The sequence below is a fragment of the Marinobacter sp. V032 genome, from assembly GCF_052645435.1.
Genome location: NZ_JBQXYE010000001.1, coordinates 1957215 through 1972920 on the forward strand (window position 1 = coordinate 1957215; position 15706 = coordinate 1972920).

Annotated in this window: 15 protein-coding genes; 8 read left to right on the forward strand and 7 right to left on the reverse strand. The window is 54.2% G+C overall.

Annotated elements, in window-relative coordinates; translation table 11 throughout:
• The first annotated feature begins 111 nt into the window (after positions 1-111).
• The 3 genes from ACUN9X_RS08985 to ACUN9X_RS08995 all read left to right on the forward strand — a co-directional run bounded on the left by ACUN9X_RS08985 (position 112) and on the right by ACUN9X_RS08995 (position 3127).
• Complete coding sequence (locus ACUN9X_RS08985; protein ID WP_445472844.1) at positions 112-1518, forward strand: mannose-1-phosphate guanylyltransferase/mannose-6-phosphate isomerase; 1407 nt, start codon at positions 112-114, stop codon at positions 1516-1518.
• Between the two features lie 130 nt (positions 1519-1648).
• Positions 1649-2626 (forward strand): hypothetical protein, encoded by a 978-nt coding sequence (locus ACUN9X_RS08990; protein WP_445472845.1) that lies wholly within the window; start codon positions 1649-1651, stop codon positions 2624-2626.
• A gap of 99 nt (positions 2627-2725) precedes the next feature.
• Positions 2726-3127, forward strand: coding sequence for a hypothetical protein (locus ACUN9X_RS08995; RefSeq protein ID WP_347710180.1), 402 nt, complete (start codon positions 2726-2728; stop codon positions 3125-3127).
• 150 nt (positions 3128-3277) lie between these two features.
• Here ACUN9X_RS08995 and ACUN9X_RS09000 read toward each other — a convergent pair whose 3' ends face one another.
• On the reverse strand, positions 3278-3820 hold the full coding sequence (locus ACUN9X_RS09000; protein ID WP_445472846.1) for a cold-shock protein: 543 nt from the start codon (positions 3818-3820) through the stop codon (positions 3278-3280).
• A gap of 183 nt (positions 3821-4003) precedes the next feature.
• On the opposite strand from ACUN9X_RS09000, the gene ACUN9X_RS09005 reads away from it, so the two are divergent.
• A complete protein-coding gene (locus tag ACUN9X_RS09005; RefSeq protein ID WP_260035002.1) occupies positions 4004-4222 on the forward strand; it encodes a SlyX family protein in 219 nt (72 codons plus the stop codon).
• A gap of 45 nt (positions 4223-4267) precedes the next feature.
• Here ACUN9X_RS09005 and dapE read toward each other — a convergent pair whose 3' ends face one another.
• From dapE to map, 6 genes are all read right to left on the reverse strand, one after another.
• Entirely contained in the window at positions 4268-5398 is a 1131-nt protein-coding gene (gene dapE, locus ACUN9X_RS09010; protein WP_260035004.1) for a succinyl-diaminopimelate desuccinylase, read from the reverse strand.
• An 86-nt stretch (positions 5399-5484) separates the two neighbouring features.
• Positions 5485-6513, reverse strand: a complete 1029-nt coding sequence (gene dapD, locus ACUN9X_RS09015) for a 2,3,4,5-tetrahydropyridine-2,6-dicarboxylate N-succinyltransferase (protein ID WP_445472847.1) — start codon at positions 6511-6513, stop codon at positions 5485-5487.
• Between the two features lie 146 nt (positions 6514-6659).
• Positions 6660-6998 carry an arsenate reductase gene (locus ACUN9X_RS09020; protein ID WP_260035729.1) on the reverse strand — a complete coding sequence of 113 codons (339 nt, stop codon included), beginning with the start codon at positions 6996-6998 and terminating at the stop codon, positions 6660-6662.
• 31 nt (positions 6999-7029) lie between these two features.
• Positions 7030-8232: a succinyldiaminopimelate transaminase gene (gene dapC / locus ACUN9X_RS09025; protein ID WP_445472848.1), complete on the reverse strand. Its 1203-nt coding sequence runs from the start codon at positions 8230-8232 to the stop codon at positions 7030-7032.
• 23 nt (positions 8233-8255) lie between these two features.
• Positions 8256-10925, reverse strand: coding sequence for a [protein-PII] uridylyltransferase (locus tag ACUN9X_RS09030; protein ID WP_445472849.1), 2670 nt, complete (start codon positions 10923-10925; stop codon positions 8256-8258).
• Positions 10926-11013: 88 nt separating this feature from the next.
• Positions 11014-11784: a type I methionyl aminopeptidase gene (gene map / locus ACUN9X_RS09035; RefSeq protein WP_445472850.1), complete on the reverse strand. Its 771-nt coding sequence runs from the start codon at positions 11782-11784 to the stop codon at positions 11014-11016.
• A gap of 457 nt (positions 11785-12241) precedes the next feature.
• On the opposite strand from map, the gene rpsB reads away from it, so the two are divergent.
• From rpsB to frr, 4 genes are all read left to right on the forward strand, one after another.
• Positions 12242-12988, forward strand: coding sequence for a 30S ribosomal protein S2 (rpsB, locus tag ACUN9X_RS09040; protein ID WP_260035009.1), 747 nt, complete (start codon positions 12242-12244; stop codon positions 12986-12988).
• A gap of 252 nt (positions 12989-13240) precedes the next feature.
• Entirely contained in the window at positions 13241-14110 is an 870-nt protein-coding gene (tsf, locus tag ACUN9X_RS09045) for a translation elongation factor Ts (RefSeq protein WP_260035011.1), read from the forward strand.
• Between the two features lie 191 nt (positions 14111-14301).
• Positions 14302-15030 (forward strand): UMP kinase, encoded by a 729-nt coding sequence (gene pyrH, locus ACUN9X_RS09050; protein WP_260035012.1) that lies wholly within the window; start codon positions 14302-14304, stop codon positions 15028-15030.
• Positions 15031-15114: 84 nt separating this feature from the next.
• Positions 15115-15672: a ribosome recycling factor gene (gene frr / locus ACUN9X_RS09055; RefSeq protein WP_445472851.1), complete on the forward strand. Its 558-nt coding sequence runs from the start codon at positions 15115-15117 to the stop codon at positions 15670-15672.
• Positions 15673-15706: the final 34 nt, after the last annotated feature.

Here is a 15706-nt window from a genome sequence, read left to right on the forward strand (position 1 = left end):
TCTGCAAGAAACTGCCCCGGCCGTCTGTGCCGGGGTAGTGCGCATTGGATGTGAGCATTTGCCTCCCGCTTTGCGTTAGAATTCAGGGATTACTTCAGACAAGGACGCACTATGCTTGCTGTCATCCTTTCCGGCGGCTCCGGTACCCGGCTGTGGCCTCTTTCCCGCGAAACCTATCCCAAGCAGTTTCTGCCCGTTGTCTCAGACGAGACGCTGCTCTCCGAAACCCTGTTGCGTGGACTTTCAGTCGATGAGTCTGCGCGGGTAATGGCAGTTACCAACGAAGAGCATCGGTTCGTTGTCGCGGCGCATATGCAGAGGTTGGCCGGAGACAGGGCGGATTCGATTGTGCTTGAGCCGGCAGGCCGCAACACGGCACCTGCGATCGCGTTGGCTGCATTAGCTGCACAAAGTGGGGCGCCGGATGAGTTATTGCTGGTTATGCCGTCAGATCACGTCCTGAAAGACCTGGAGGCTTTCAAGGCTTCCGTGGCTATCGGGTCGAAAGCGGCGCGTGATGGTAAATTGGTGACCTTTGGTGTCGTCCCGACATCTGCGCATACCGGCTACGGCTATATTCGTGCGGGCGAAGAGTCCGGTGGCTTTCTTGAAGTCTCTGGATTTGTGGAAAAGCCCGATGAAGCGACCGCGCAACAGTATCTTGATGAAGGGGGGTATTTCTGGAATAGCGGCATGTTCATGTTTCGCGCAGACCGTTATCTGGAAGAGCTCGGCAAGTACCAGCCTGATATCCTCGATGCATGCGAGCGTGCCTTTGCTGGCCGTGAAGGCGATCTCGATTTTATTCGCGTTGACAAGGCTGCGTTTGAAATTTGCCCTGATAACTCAATTGATTATGCGGTGATGGAAAAGACCGACGATGCTGTTGTCGTGCCTTTGGATGCGGGATGGAGTGATGTCGGTTCCTGGTCTGCGCTATGGGAAATTCAGCCTCAGGATGAGCAGGGGAATGTATGCCGCGGTGATGTCATTATCGAGGATGTTTCCGGATCCTATATCCACTCCGAAGGGCGATTGATTGCAGCGTTGGGCGTGACCGACCACGTGATTGTTGAGACCGACGATGTGGTTCTGGTAGCTGATCGCAATCGCGTTCAGGACGTCAAGCGATTGGTTGCCCAGGTGAAAGCCCAAGGGCGGGACGAGCATCGCTTTCACAAGAAAGTGCATCGCCCCTGGGGTACCTATGAAGGGATAGCGATGGGTGAGCGCTTTCAGGTAAAGCGCATCACGGTTAATCCCGGCGCGTCCTTGTCGCTTCAGAAGCATCATCACCGGGCAGAACACTGGATTGTCGTCAAAGGCACTGCCAACGTGGTTCGGGGTGAAGAACACATCATGTTAACGGAAGACCAATCGACTTATATTCCGCTTGGATTTCAGCACCGGCTCTCTAACCCGGGCGTGATTCCGTTGGAGTTGATCGAGGTTCAGACCGGTAGTTATTTAGGTGAGGATGATATCGTCCGGTTTGCGGACACCTATAATCGGGTGTGATGCCCGTTGCGGTCAGCAGCCCTCACATCAAGTCTGATGGGTAAATGTGTTCCGGAGAGGTAATGTACGCACAGGATGTGCTGTTCCCTCTACGGATAGTATGTGTTGCAGGAAAAGGACTTCATCTATTATGGACTGGCAAAAGAGTCGATTGCTGTTGGGCGCGCCACAAAGCTGCTCCGCCCGGAAACCTGTGGTGTCGAGCGGCGACAAGAAAGAAAATGGCGACCTGATGTTTGCGCCGATCCCCCCTACGTATTCCCGTTTCGCAGATGATCTCGCGGTTTTACTTACGAGTGATCCGAGCGCTATTGTCTGGCTCCACGGATTGCCCGGCAGTGGAAAAACTACATTTTTAAAGCGTCATCTGGACCGCTGGCCATTGCAGTGTATTTGGATCGACTTGCGACGTGAGCTTGAGGTGATGTCGTCACAGGCTGCGGTGTTACCGAACAAGGTGACTCGGAATGACGACTCATCCCCGGTGCTGATTCTCGACAACGTATCGCCGCGGGATCTGATGATACTGTTATCCGATCCCGGGAACCTCGCAAGCACACTGATTCCGGGATTCGAAGGGGCAATTCTATTGGCAAGCCCTTTTACCGAAGGTGCGTTTGACGAACAGTTGGCGGCGCACACAGGGCGGCAATTGCTTCCCGTTCGGATGCCTCAGAACAGTGCATCAGAACGTCTGGCCATTCTCCGGGAGCATCAGCCTGGTATCGAGCGTCGATGGAATATCGAAATGACGCCCTGCGCCCTTGAGCTTGCAGCCTTGGGTCATGCCCGGAATGATAATCTGACGCCGGGCGCATCATTACGGCTTTTGGAAGCGGCAGCAGCTAGAAAAACTATTCTGGCAAAGCAGGGGCCGGAGGTGCTCCGGGCGCTAAATCAGCAATTGCGTGATGCGCATCGGGAACTGATTGTTGCTCAGGCTAGAGGTTATGATACTGCGGATATGCAGCGAACGATTGCTGAATTGGATTTAGCAAAAGCGGCTTATGAAGTGGATTGGCGAGAACAGCATCGGGCAGGGTATTTTAATCAGCTAACCGGCGATTCCATTGAGCGTGAGCGACTCCGTTCCCTTTCTGAGATGTGATGCCGGTCCAGGCGTCTCATAGACACCCTGGATTGCTGATGAGAGCACCCTGGGGCATGATGTGGGTCGATGGGTGAGGTTCGCAGGATCTTGCTGTAGTTGTTGTTCCAATGGAAGAAGGTAGTGATGGTCGATCTCGAAATCTATATTCGCGGCTTAACCGAGAGTGGCTTAAAAGTTTGGCTGGCTCAGGAGCTTGACCAAATTGAGTTGGAGTCGATTGGCGTCAAAGGTGTGCTCAAAGGGAAGGGGCGTCTTCAAGGTGTGCCTGTTCGCATCAGTGTCTACCCGGAGGCGTTTTCCAAACACTTTTCCAGTGTCGTACTTGAGGGCGAGGTGCTTCCGTGGGATACGGATATTGAGTGCGCCCGCAGTGCGTGGGGTGCTATGGCAGTTGAGGTCCGCTGCAGTCCCGGTGACTGGAAAGAAGGGGATCCGGTTGAGGAGGAAAAATGGTGGCGGATCGACGAGCGAGGTGAACAGAAAGTCGTTTGGAATTAAAGAGAATACCCCGAAGGTTTGGCCAGTCATCCTTTGATAGCGTTTAGGCTCAATTTAGAACAGTAAAGCAACAGGCTAAACGAAATTCGGGGGAGGCGTTGTTGTAACGCATCCCCCGAACAGAGCATTCAAAAAGCCAATAGCGGGCTCTTAGTCTTCCAGAATGCTGACGTTGTCTGCCTGAAGGCCTTTGTCCGCGTCAACAACGTTGAAACGTACCAGTTGCCCCTGGCGGAGCACGCGACGGCCGCGACCACGAATGGCACGGAAGTGAACGAAGACTTCGTCGCCACTATCACGCACAATAAAGCCAAAGCCCTTCTTCACGTTGAACCATTTAACGGAACCCTCTTCATCACCTTCAGGGCCGTAGTCACTGTCTTCTTCGTCATCGCTGTATTGCGAGGAGGATGATTGTGCCGGACGGCGAGCTGCTTGCTGACGACCTTTCTGGGCGAACAGCACCGTCAGGAAGCCTGTCAGGCCAAAGAGCACCAGAGCGATGATATAAGCCAGGATGCCTTGATCGCTTCCCAGCACGAATGCAGGGTTGTCTGCAACGTCATTGGAACCGTTTGTTGAAAGGATCTGGAAAAGCTCCGGTGTGAAACTCAGCAGGCAAAACGCCAGAATAAGAGGAGCGGGAATCGCGATTAGCAGAGCAACGAGAATCGCTTTTTTTGGATTACGCATTTGACGACTAAATCTCCATCAATCAATAAACAATAACAGCCTGATTTCACGTAAAATAAACGCTCAGGCGTGGAAAAGCAGGGTGGCGGGTGACTGTGTTGCCTTCCCTGCAAGCGCCGCATGATACCAGATAAGTCAGCAACCTACCCACCCCGTATACAGGTAAGAAGCGTAATGGGTCACATGACATTGGAACAACTTGAAGCCCGAATGAATGATTTGGAGACGCGGGTGGCGTTCCAGGACGATATGATCGCGACGCTGAATGATCAGGTCGCCCAGCAGGAACTGGATATCCGGCTGTTATGGGAAGCCAAGAAGCGGCTCAACAAGCAGGTGTCTGATCTCTCGCCTTCCAATATCCGCAGCGAGGAAGATGAAACGCCGCCGCCCCATTATTGAAGTCAGAGCTTCAAGGGCGGCGACAGCGATCATTTGGGTTGGCTGTCAGCTCAGAAGTTCTTCTAGCAAACGTTCGTATATTTCCGACAGCGTGTCCAGATCGTCCGCTTTTACGCACTCATCGATTTTGTGGATGGTGGCATTGACTGGGCCTAGCTCAACAACCTGGGCACCGGTCGGTGCAATAAAGCGTCCGTCAGAAGTCCCTCCTGAAGTCGACAGCTGAGTGTCCCGGCCGGTGACATGTTTGATAGCTGCAGAGGCGGCGTTAACGAGTGCGCCTTTTTCTGTCAGGAAGGGTTCGCCGCTAAGGTGCCACAGCAGGTCATATTTCAGATTGTGCCGCTCCAGTACTTCAGCAACCTTTTGTTGGAGGCTTTCTGACGTGTTTTCAGTGCAGTAACGGAAGTTGAAGTGCACCAGCATCTCACCCGGTATGACGTTACTGCCGGTGCCGGCCTCTATTTTGGTAATCTGGAACGTTGTCGCCGGGAAGAACTCGTTGCCTTGGTCCCATTCGGTCTGAGCTAGCTCGTCAAGTGCTGGCGCTGCCCTGTGAACCGGATTTTCTGCAAGGTGCGGATAAGCAACGTGGCCCTGAATGCCTTGTACGGTAAGGTAGCCATGGAGTGAGCCCCGGCGACCGTTTTTGATAATGTCCCCGACCTCATGGGTGCTGGAGGGTTCGCCTATGAGGCACCAGTCGATTTTTTCGTTTCTTGCTTCCAGTGCCTCAATGACTTTAACGGTGCCGTCGTGTGCTGGTCCTTCTTCGTCGCTGGTAATCAGCAATGCGATAGAGCCTTTATGGTCTGGGCAGCGGGCGACAAAGCGTTCGCAGGCAGTGACAAAGGCGGCAAGACTTCCCTTCATATCCGCAGCGCCGCGACCGTATAGGTAGCCGTCACGAATGGCGGGTTCAAACGGCGGTACGGACCAGTTTTTCTCGGGGCCGGTGGGGACGACGTCTGTGTGGCCGGCGAAGGCCAGAAGCGGGCCGTCACTGCCTTTTCGGGCCCACAGGTTTTCAACGTCACCGAAATGCAGTCGCTCGTCGACAAAGCCCAGCCTGGAAAGGCGAGACATGAGCTGATCCTGACAGCCCGCATCGCTGGGGGTGACGGATTGGCGGCGGATCAGGTCGATTGTAAGCTGAAGGGTAGGAGAGTCAGGCATCCAGAAATCCGGTTTTGAGGCTGGCGAGGACGTCACCCGAACAGAAAGGTAAGGGTTCTGTCCGGATAACTCGGGTGGCTCATTAATCAGTTGTTGGCGTGTAACGCCTCATTCAACTCGATAGCCGTTTTGTTGGTTTTGCATTCAACTGCGCCATTCTGTGAGTTGCGACGGAATAGCAGATCTGGCTTGTTGGCCAGGTCACGGGCCTTGACGGTCTGAACCAGCGCGTTGTTTTCATCAAGCAGAGCAATCTTGGTGCCGGCGGTGATGTAAAGACCTGCCTCGACCGTATTGCGGTCACCCAGCGGGATGCCAATGCCTGCATTTGCGCCGATCAGGCAGTTTTCACCCACCGCAATAATTATATTGCCGCCGCCAGAAAGTGTCCCCATGGTGGAGCAGCCGCCGCCCAGATCCGAGCCTTTCCCGACCATAACTCCAGCGGAGATACGACCCTCAATCATGCTGGTACCTTCGGTGCCCGCATTGAAGTTGATAAAGCCTTCATGCATGACAGTCGTGCCTTCTCCCACGTAGGCGCCAAGGCGCACACGAGCGGTATCGGCGATGCGCACGCCACGGGGAACAACGTAGTCAGTCATTTGGGGGAACTTGTCGACCGATTTTACTTCCAGAGTGCGGCCTGCGATACGTGCATCCAGTTGGTGTTCTGGTAGTTCATCCAGATCAATCGGGCCTTCGTTGGTCCAGGCGATGTTAGGTAGCAGTCCGAAAATACCGTCTAGCTTGAGGCCATGGGGTTTGACCAAACGGTGCGATATCAAATGCAGCTTCAGATAGACTTCCGGTGTGCTGGACGCACTGTCGTCGCTGTCCAATAGTGTGACAACAGCCGGGCTTGCGCTGGTGGCGGCCTTGTGTGCCAGTTTGGCCAGATCATCCCGGCCCGCGCCTTTCAGGCCTTCAGCGAAAGCCGTCAGCTGCTCAGTGCTGGGTTCGATAGCCTGATTGCCGCCACTATAGCCTAATGTATTGCTGGCAATTTCAACGATGATGGCATCGGGCATATACAGCGGTTGCTGGTAGTAAGTCTCCAGCCATTCGCCCTTGTGGTTTTGTGTGCCGATGCCAATGCCAAATGCAAAGCTCATGTTGAAACTGCTCCTGTGTCAGTAAACGTGTCGTTAGGTGCCTGCTTTATCGTGCGGGCCTGCCTCGAGAAGTTGCTGCTGAATCCGGCGCCACGCGAGGCTCATGGCCGTGCGCATTGAAATGCCGCCCCGCTTGTATCTGTTACTTAAAGCTGTGTCCGCCACTGCTGATCGTCAAACCCGACCATAACGGAATCATGGCTCTCGACCACTGGGCGCTTGATGGCCGAAGGGTTCTCTTCCATGACGACGAGCGCAGAATCGCGGGCAATGTTATCACGAATGGCGTCCGGCAATTTACGCCAGGTGGTTCCGCGACGGTTAAGCAGGGTTTCCCAGCCAACCTGCTTTTCCCAGGTTGCAAGTTGGGTCGCCGTTGGTGGTTCCTTTTTGAAGTCGTGGAAGGTGTACGGTTTCTCGTTGGCGTCGAGCCATTTCAGCGCTTTTTTGACGGTGTCGCAGTTCTTGATGCCGTAAATATTGATGCTGTCAGTCATCTGTCGGTCTGTTCCAGGCTTATGTCGTTGAATTCAGTATGAAGTTCCGGATCCGCTTTGCCGCCTCCACGCATTCCTCAAGCGGTGCCACAAGTGCCATGCGGATACGATTCTCACCCGGGTTATGGCCGTCAGTTTCCCGGGAAAGGTAGCGACCGGGGAGAACATGCACATTTTGCTGTTCAGCAAGATCCCGGGCAAAGCGATCGTCCGCATAGGGTGTTTCTGGCCAGAGGTAAAAACCGGCATCCGGCGCTGCGACCCGCATGACCTCGGACAGAATGGGGACTACGGCGTCAAACTTGGCACGGTAAGCGGCCCGGTTTTCAGCAACGTGGGCTTCATCGTCCCATGCGGCGATACTCGCCAACTGGTGCTGAATAGGCATCGCCGAGCCGTGATAGGTTCGGTAGCGAAGGTAATCTGCCAGAATCCGTGCATCGCCGGCGACGAAGCCGGATCTCAGCCCGGGTAAATTGCTGCGTTTGGACAGGCTGTGAAAAACAATACAACGGGCGTAGTCGTCGCGGCCAATGGCGGCGCAGGTTTCGAGCAGCCCTTCCGGTGGATTGTTTTCATCAGGGTAGAGCTCTGAATAGCACTCATCCGAGGCGATAATAAAATCAAAACGGTCGGCAAGTTCAATCAGACGTTTGAGCGTGGCTCTGGGGATAACCGCGCCACTCGGGTTGCCGGGAGAGCACAGAAAAAGTATCTGGCATTGCTGCCAGACCTTGTCCTCAACGGCTTCAAAGTCCGGAATGAAATGATTGTCAGCCGCGCAGGGCAGATAGTGTGGAGTTGCGCCTGCGAGAAATGCGGCGCCTTCATAGACCTGGTAGAACGGGTTCGGGCTGACGACAGTCGCATTCGCGACAGGATTGATGGTGGCCTGAACCAAAGAGAAGATGGCTTCGCGCGTGCCATTAACGGGAATGACATGGCTCGCAGCGGACAGCGAGCCGGGCTTTAGATTGAAGCGCCGGGTTGCCCAGTTTGCGATGGCTTCGCGTAGCGCCTCGGTGCCTTTGGTGGTGGGGTAGTTCGCCAGTTTACCCAGGTTGTCGCTGACAACCTGTTTGACGAAATCCGGCGCCGGGTGCTTGGGCTCGCCGATCGAGAGTGCGATCGGTGGCAGATTAGCCGGTGGCACAATGCCGGCCTTGAGCTCCGCCAGTTTCTCAAACGGATAGGGGTGCAGTCGGTCTAGATTCGGATTCATGGCGCCTGTATCTCTGAAAAAAATTATATTCCGACGTGATCGTCCAGCTGGCTGCAGAGGTCATCCTGTAGCGCCTGGCAAGTCGCCGGATCGCTGATCGGATCACCCGCGTCGTCGGTAATGAAGAAAACGTCCTCGACCCTTTCGCCCAGCGTAGCGATTTTGGCGTTTGTCAGCCGCACATTGTTTTCGAACAGAATGCTGCCGACTCTCGCGAGCAGGCCGGGGCGGTCCGGGGTGATGAGCTCCATGACGGTGCGCTGATTGACCGTATCATTGGAGAAGGTCACCTGGGTCGGAAACGAGAAATGTTTGAGCTGCCGAGGTGTGCGGCGATGGATGATGTCCGGGTAATCGTCCGGATCGTCCAATTCTTCAATCAGGCGCTGGCGGACGCGCTCCTTGCGGGCCTGGTCTTTGCCCAGCGGCTGACCTTTGTCGTCGAGAACGATGTAGGCGCTGACCGAATACGGCCCTTCACTGCTGCTGATTCTGGCATCAACAATGTTGAGGTTGAGTTGCTCCAGTACCGCAGTCGTCGCTGCAAAAAGGGCGGCCCGGTCATTCATATAAATGACGATTTGCGAGTAGCCATCAGTTGGGCCGCCGCGGGTGTCACGAATCATCACCAGCGGGTCGGGGTTGCCGCCGTGGCGAATGATGGCGGCTGTCTGCCAGGCGATATCGACGGTGGAATCCTGAAGGAAATAGTCCTCATCCATGACATTCCAGACGGCATCAATCTGGTCGTCGCTGATGTTTTGGGCGAGGAGGATTTCCCGGGCTTCAGATTGCGTGGCCTGAACCCACTCGCTGCGGTCGATTGGCGTTTCAGTGCCGCGTCGCAGTGCGCGCTTGGTTTCAATGTAGAGCTGGCGCAGAAGTGACGCTCGCCAGGTATTCCAGAGCTTCGGATTGGTTGCGCTGATGTCGCAGACCGTTAACACGTAGAGATAATCGAGGTGGATTTGCGATGGCACGGCGCGCGCAAAGGCGTGAATGATATCCGGGTCCGAAATATCTTTGCGCTGGGCCGTCATCGACATCAGCAGGTGGTTTTCCACCAGCCAGGCAATGAGTTGCGTGTCCCTTTGGCTGAGATGGTGGCGTTCGCAGAACAGCTCCGCGTCTTCTGCACCCAGCTCTGAATGATCGCCGCCGCGCCCTTTCGCAATATCGTGATAAAGGCCGGCAATATAGAGGTTTTCGAGTTTGGGGAGCCGGTGGAGCAGGCGGGAAGCTAATGGGTAATGGGTGAGCGCGTCCTCGCTGCTCATCTGGACCATATTCCGGATTACCCGCATGGTGTGGGCATCAACGGTAAAGATATGGAACAGGTCGTACTGCATCTGGCCGATAATATTGCCAAACTCCGGCAGATATCGCCCCAATACATTGTACTTCTTCATGGCCGACAGGGTCTGGTCAAGCGCATGAGGGGTTCTGAGTAGCTCCATAAACAGCGTGGTGACCGCAAGGTCGGAGCGAAAGGCGTCGTCAATCAGGTGCCGGTGGGCCCTTAGTGAGCGGATTGTTGTGGCCCGGATGCCCCGGATATCGGGGTTTTGCGCCATGAGGACAAAGATTTCCATCAAGGCATAGGGCGCGTACGCAAAAACCTGATTGTTGACAGCCTCGATATAGCGGTTGCGGATCTGGAAGCGCTTGTTGATCGGGCGAATGTCATCCGCCTCGGCGGATTCCAGGATAGCCTCGTCGTAGTACTGAAGAATGACGTCTGTGAGCTCGGCTAGTGCGAGGACGGTACGGTAGTACTCCTGCATCATGATTTCGACGCCAAGCCGCTTGTCTTCGTCGTGATAGCCCAGCATTTGCGCGAGTGCCCGCTGGTGATCAAAGAGCAGGCGGTTTTCATTGCGGTCCGAGATCAGTTGCAGGCCGTATCGAAGGCGCCAGAGGAAATTTTCACCGCCCAGCAGGATCTGGTATTCCTCTTCTGTGAGGATGCTGAATCGGGTCAAATCGGCAGTTGATTCAAGTCCGAAGTGGCGTTTGGTGATCCAGCCGATGGTCTGGATGTCTCTTAGCCCGCCAGGAGAACCCTTGATGTTGGGCTCCAGGTTGTACTCGGTGTCGCCGTATTTTTCGTGGCGCCTGCGCTGTTCTTCCCGTTTGGCAATAAAATATGCCCGGTCTTCGCTGACGTTATCAGAGTATATCTGGTGGCTCAGCGCGGAGCGCAGGTTGTCCGGTCCCGCGATCGTGCGGGTTTCGAGCAGGTTGGTGAGAATGGTGACATCGCCTCTGGCGGCAGTCAGGCATTCGTCAATGCTGCGTACACTATGGCCGATATCGAGCTTCAGGTCCCAGAGCAGGGTGATAAAGGTGGAGAGGTCTTCCTGCCATTCTTCACTGACATCGCGACGTGTGAGGATGAGCAAGTCGATGTCGGAATGTGGGTGCAGTTCGCAACGCCCGTAGCCGCCAACAGCTATCAGGGCAATGTCACTGGATTCGCTGAACGGGTAGCGTTGCCATAGCAGGCTCAGAATGCGGTCAACGGTGAGGGCTCGGGCCAAAACCAGCTCTCTGACGTCGGCCCCGTTGGTAAACGCCTTGGCATGCTCTTCGTATGCAGCTTTCAAAGCCTTGCGGGCAGGGCCAATTGGGGAAGGCGCCGCGGCAATTTGAGCTTCCAGGCTTTCGGTGTCCAGAGCGTCGGCTATTGCCATCGTGTTCGTTGCCTCAAAGGCTGATAGAAGGCCGGCACTGAATGCCGGCAAGGGTCATGGGCATACGCAGGCGTTAGTCAGATGGCGTTCAGAATGGTTCATCCGGTCGCTTGGTCAGCACTTCATAGCCATCAGCCGTTACCAGAATCGTATGTTCCCACTGTGCTGAGAGCTTGTGATCCTTGGTGACAACAGTCCAGTCATCGGGCAGCAGTTTGCACTGGTATTTGCCCTGATTGATCATGGGCTCAATCGTAAACGTCATGCCTTCTTTGAGCTCCAGGCCGGTGCCGGGGCGACCGTAATGCATTACCTGAGGCTCTTCATGAAATACGCGGCCAATGCCGTGTCCGCAGTAGTCACGCACCACGGAGAAACGGTTTTTCTCGGCGTGTTGCTGAATAACGTGACCGATGTCTCCCAGGCGTGCACCCGGCTTGACCAGTTCCATACCTTTATAGAGGCACTCCTGGGTGATTCTGACCAGGCGCTCGGCAGCGATTTTGGGTTCGCCGACAAAAAACATCTTACTGGTGTCGCCGTGATACTCATCTTTGATGACAGTGACATCAATATTGATGATATCACCGTTTTTAAGCACTTTTTTACTGCTGGGAATGCCGTGGCACACCACGTGGTTGACAGAGGTGCAGACGGATTTCGGAAACCCCTTGTAGTTCAGGGGGGCCGGTATAGCCTTCTGCTCGTTAACAATATAGTCGTGGCAGATCCGGTCCAGCTCTTCCGTGGTCACACCCGGTTTGACGTGTTCGCCGATCATTTCAAGAACATCGGCAGCCAGTCGGCCGGCTACGCGCATTTTTTCGATTTCTTCGGGAGTTTTAATCGATACCTGCATTTTCCGGGGTTCCAATTCGTCTGAGTCAAGTTCACATTTTAGGGAGGTGGGTGCGCGGGTACAAGGTGGCTCTTTGATTTGAGTTGGACGCTATCTATTTATACGCGTGAGGTTGGCTGCCTGGCCTGCGCCCGATTGCCCATAAAGGATGGCGCCCGGCGGCTGCTTCAGAGGGCTTGAGGTGCTCCGCTCAAGTGTCTGAATTTCGGGAAGTGCTTAATAAACTGGTGGCGCTTTTCTGGCTTTTTATGGTATAAACGCGCCCGCTGAAGCCGTAATGGCTCCCGCAACGACTCTGAGATCAGTCTTCGAAACAGGCTTTTCCAGAGCGCTGCTCAGCTAAATCGCACATGCGTCGACACGTTGACCCAGGGTGCCCTGCCAAGTCTTATGGCAGCAGGGTTGGGCAATTGGACGCGTGGAGGACTAACCCAAAGTTCGTATATAGGTATTTAAAATGGCACAAGTAAGCATGCGTGACCTGCTGAAGGCAGGCGCACACTTCGGTCACCAGACACGTTACTGGAACCCGAAAATGTCGAAGTTCATCTTCGGCGCCCGCAACAAGATTCATATCATCAACCTGGAGCAGACTGTTCCTGCAATGGAAGAAGCGCTGACTTTTGTTCGTCAGCTTTCTGAAAGCAAGAACAAGGTTCTCTTTGTTGGTACCAAACGCGCCGCTGCGAAGATCATTAAAGAAGAAGCACTGCGCGCAGGTCAGCCCTACGTCAACCATCGCTGGTTGGGTGGCATGCTGACCAACTACAAGACGATCCGTCAGTCTATCCGTCGCTACCGTGATCTTGAGTCCCAGAGCCAGGACGGTACATTCGACAAGCTGACCAAGAAAGAAGCGCTCGAACGCACGCGTGAAATGGAAAAGCTTGAGCGCAGCATCGGCGGTATCAAGGATATGGGTGGTCTTCCTGACGCACTGTTTGTTATCGACGTTGACCACGAGCGGATTGCTATCAAAGAAGCCAACAAGCTGGGCATTCCTGTTATTGGTGTTGTTGATACCAACAGTGATCCAGACGGCATCGATTACGTGATTCCAGGTAACGATGACGCGATCCGTGCGGTTCAGATCTACGTGAAAGCGATTGCTGATACCTGCCTGGAAGGTGCAACCGCCGGCACTGGTGCGGATGAGTTTGTTGAAGTGAGCGAAGAAGAGAAGGACGCACCTGCAGCTGAATAATCGCTGTGGTTGAGCTGATTCAGATTCAGCATCGAAAAGGGGGGCTGAGTCCCCCTTTTTTGTAAGCGTAATACCGCAATTGGTTAAAGGGATCTGTGGTCAGGGGGGTTGAATGCTTAATCCTCGCTGCAGACGGCAAACAGGCAGGGCGAATTGCCAAAAAGGCAACGTTTTTTGCTCTGCGTTGAATTTTAATAGAGTGCTCCGGTAATGCCGGGGCCTTCTTCTGATATTGAAACGAGAGGACTGAACATGGCTGCTATTACTGCTGCAATGGTCAAAGAACTGCGTGAGCGTACCGGTCTTGGCATGATGGAGTGCAAAAAGGCACTCGTTGAGGCGGGTGGTAGTGTTGAGCAGGCGATCGACGAGCTGCGTAAATCATCTGGCCTGAAAGCGGCCAAGAAAGCAGGTCGTACCGCTGCTGAAGGCGTGGCTGTGCTGAGTGTTGCCGATGACAACAAGAGCGCCACTATCCTGGAAGTGAATTCGGAAACTGACTTCGTTGCACGTGATGATAACTTCCTCAACTTTGCGAATGACGTACTGGCAGTTGCTGTTAAGAACGGCGAAACCGACGTTGCCAAGCTGATGGAAGGTGATCTTGAAGCCAAGCGTGAAGCGCTGGTTCAGAAGATTGGTGAAAACATTACCGTACGTCGTATCGTCAGAATCGAAGGCGCTGTGGTTGCAGGTTATGTTCATAGCACAAACAAAATCGCGTCTGTTGTCGCAGTGACTGCCGGTTCTGCTGACACTGCTCGTGATGTTGCGATGCACGTCGCTGCCGTTAACCCACGTGTGGGCAAGGCAGAAGATATGCCTCAGGAAGAAGTCGAGCGCGAAAAAGACATTATTCGTGCCCAGCCTGACATGGAAGGCAAGCCGTCAGAAATCGTTGAGAAAATGATGACTGGCCGCATCCAGAAGTTCCTGAAAGAAAACAGCCTGGTTGATCAGCCGTTCGTTAAAAACCCTGATCAGACCGTTGGTGCGCTGTTGAAAGCAGAAGGTGCCGAACTTTCCGGTTTTATTCGCCTTGAAGTTGGTGAAGGTATCGAGAAAGAAGAAGTTGATTTTGCTGCTGAAGTTGCGGCAGCAGCGGGTACAGGCAAGGCCTGACCGTTGTTGTAACCCGTGTGCGCCACCCGGTGCGCATGGGTTGCATGCGAGATGCTCCGTGCTTCGGGATATCTCGCATGCAACCCTGATCCAGGTGATGCCAGTTGTCCTGCAACAAGGATTGGCTAATCTGCTCTGATGCATCCGCTTTGTCACCGTCCGCACGGACGCCAGTAAGGGGATCCCTCGCAATGCCAAAGAATTCTCAGACCCAGCCCAAATACAAACGCGTTCTTCTCAAGCTCAGTGGTGAAGCACTGATGGGCGAGCAGGATTTCGGAATTGACCCCAAGGTACTTGATCGTATGGCGCTGGAGATCGGCGCGTTAATCGGTATTGGTGTACAGGTTGGCCTGGTTATCGGTGGTGGTAATCTATTTCGGGGTGCAGCGCTGAGCGCCGTTGGTATGGATCGTGTTACCGGCGATCACATGGGCATGCTGGCCACAATGATGAATGGTCTGGCCATGCGGGACGCGCTCGAGCGCTCGAATATCCGCACGCGGGTCATGTCTGCGATTCCGATGAGCGGTATTGTGGAGCATTATGACCGCCGTCGGGCATTCCGGGACCTCAAGGATGGTGACGTCGTGATATTCTGTGCCGGTACCGGTAACCCGTTTTTCACCACTGACTCTGCCGCTTGCCTGCGTGGTATCGAGATTGAGGCGGACGTGGTGTTGAAAGCCACGAAGGTTGATGGCGTTTACTCTGCTGATCCGGTCAAGGATCCAACAGCAGAAAAATACGAACGTCTGACCTACGATGAGGTATTGGATAAAAAGTTGGGTGTGATGGATCTGACTGCTATCTGTCTGTGTCGTGACCAGGGGATGCCGGTAAGGGTTTTCAATATGAATAAGCCCGGCGCGCTGACACGCATTGTGGTGGGTGAGCCTGAAGGCACTCTCATCGAATAAAGCGAATACTGATAGAATGCCGGAAATGGCCGGTTTGATCTGAACCAGGCTGACCGGCAAACGGACTGAATTGAGGAATAAACCGTGATCAACGAAATTAAGTCAGATGCTGAACAGCGCATGAAGAAAAGCCTGGAATCTCTGCACGCTGCATTTAACAAAATTCGGACAGGGCGCGCTCACCCAGCGATCCTCGACAGCGTGATGGTCAATTACTACGGCCAGGACACGCCGCTAAAGCAGGTTGCGGCGGTCAATGTTGAAGATTCGCGTACTTTGGCTGTTGCGCCTTGGGAGAAGAATCTGGCGCCCGCCATCGAAAAGGCGATCATGATGTCGGATCTGGGGCTTAATCCGTCCAGCAACGGCGATGTCATTCGGGTTCCGATGCCAATGCTGACACAGGAAACCCGTCGTGAAATGGTCAAGCAGGCCAAAGCGGATGCTGAGCATGGCCGTGTATCGGTCCGGAATGCCCGTCGCGATGCTAACGCCGACCTGAAAGAGCTGCTCAAGGAAAAAGAGATTACCGAAGATGAAGAGCGCAAAGGTCAGGAAGAAGTACAGAAACTGACTGACCGCTTCATCGCTGAAATCGAAACGATGCTCAAGAGCAAAGAAGACGATTTGATGGAAGTCTGAGTTCGGCCATTATCGATATAGGTTGAATTTTTAA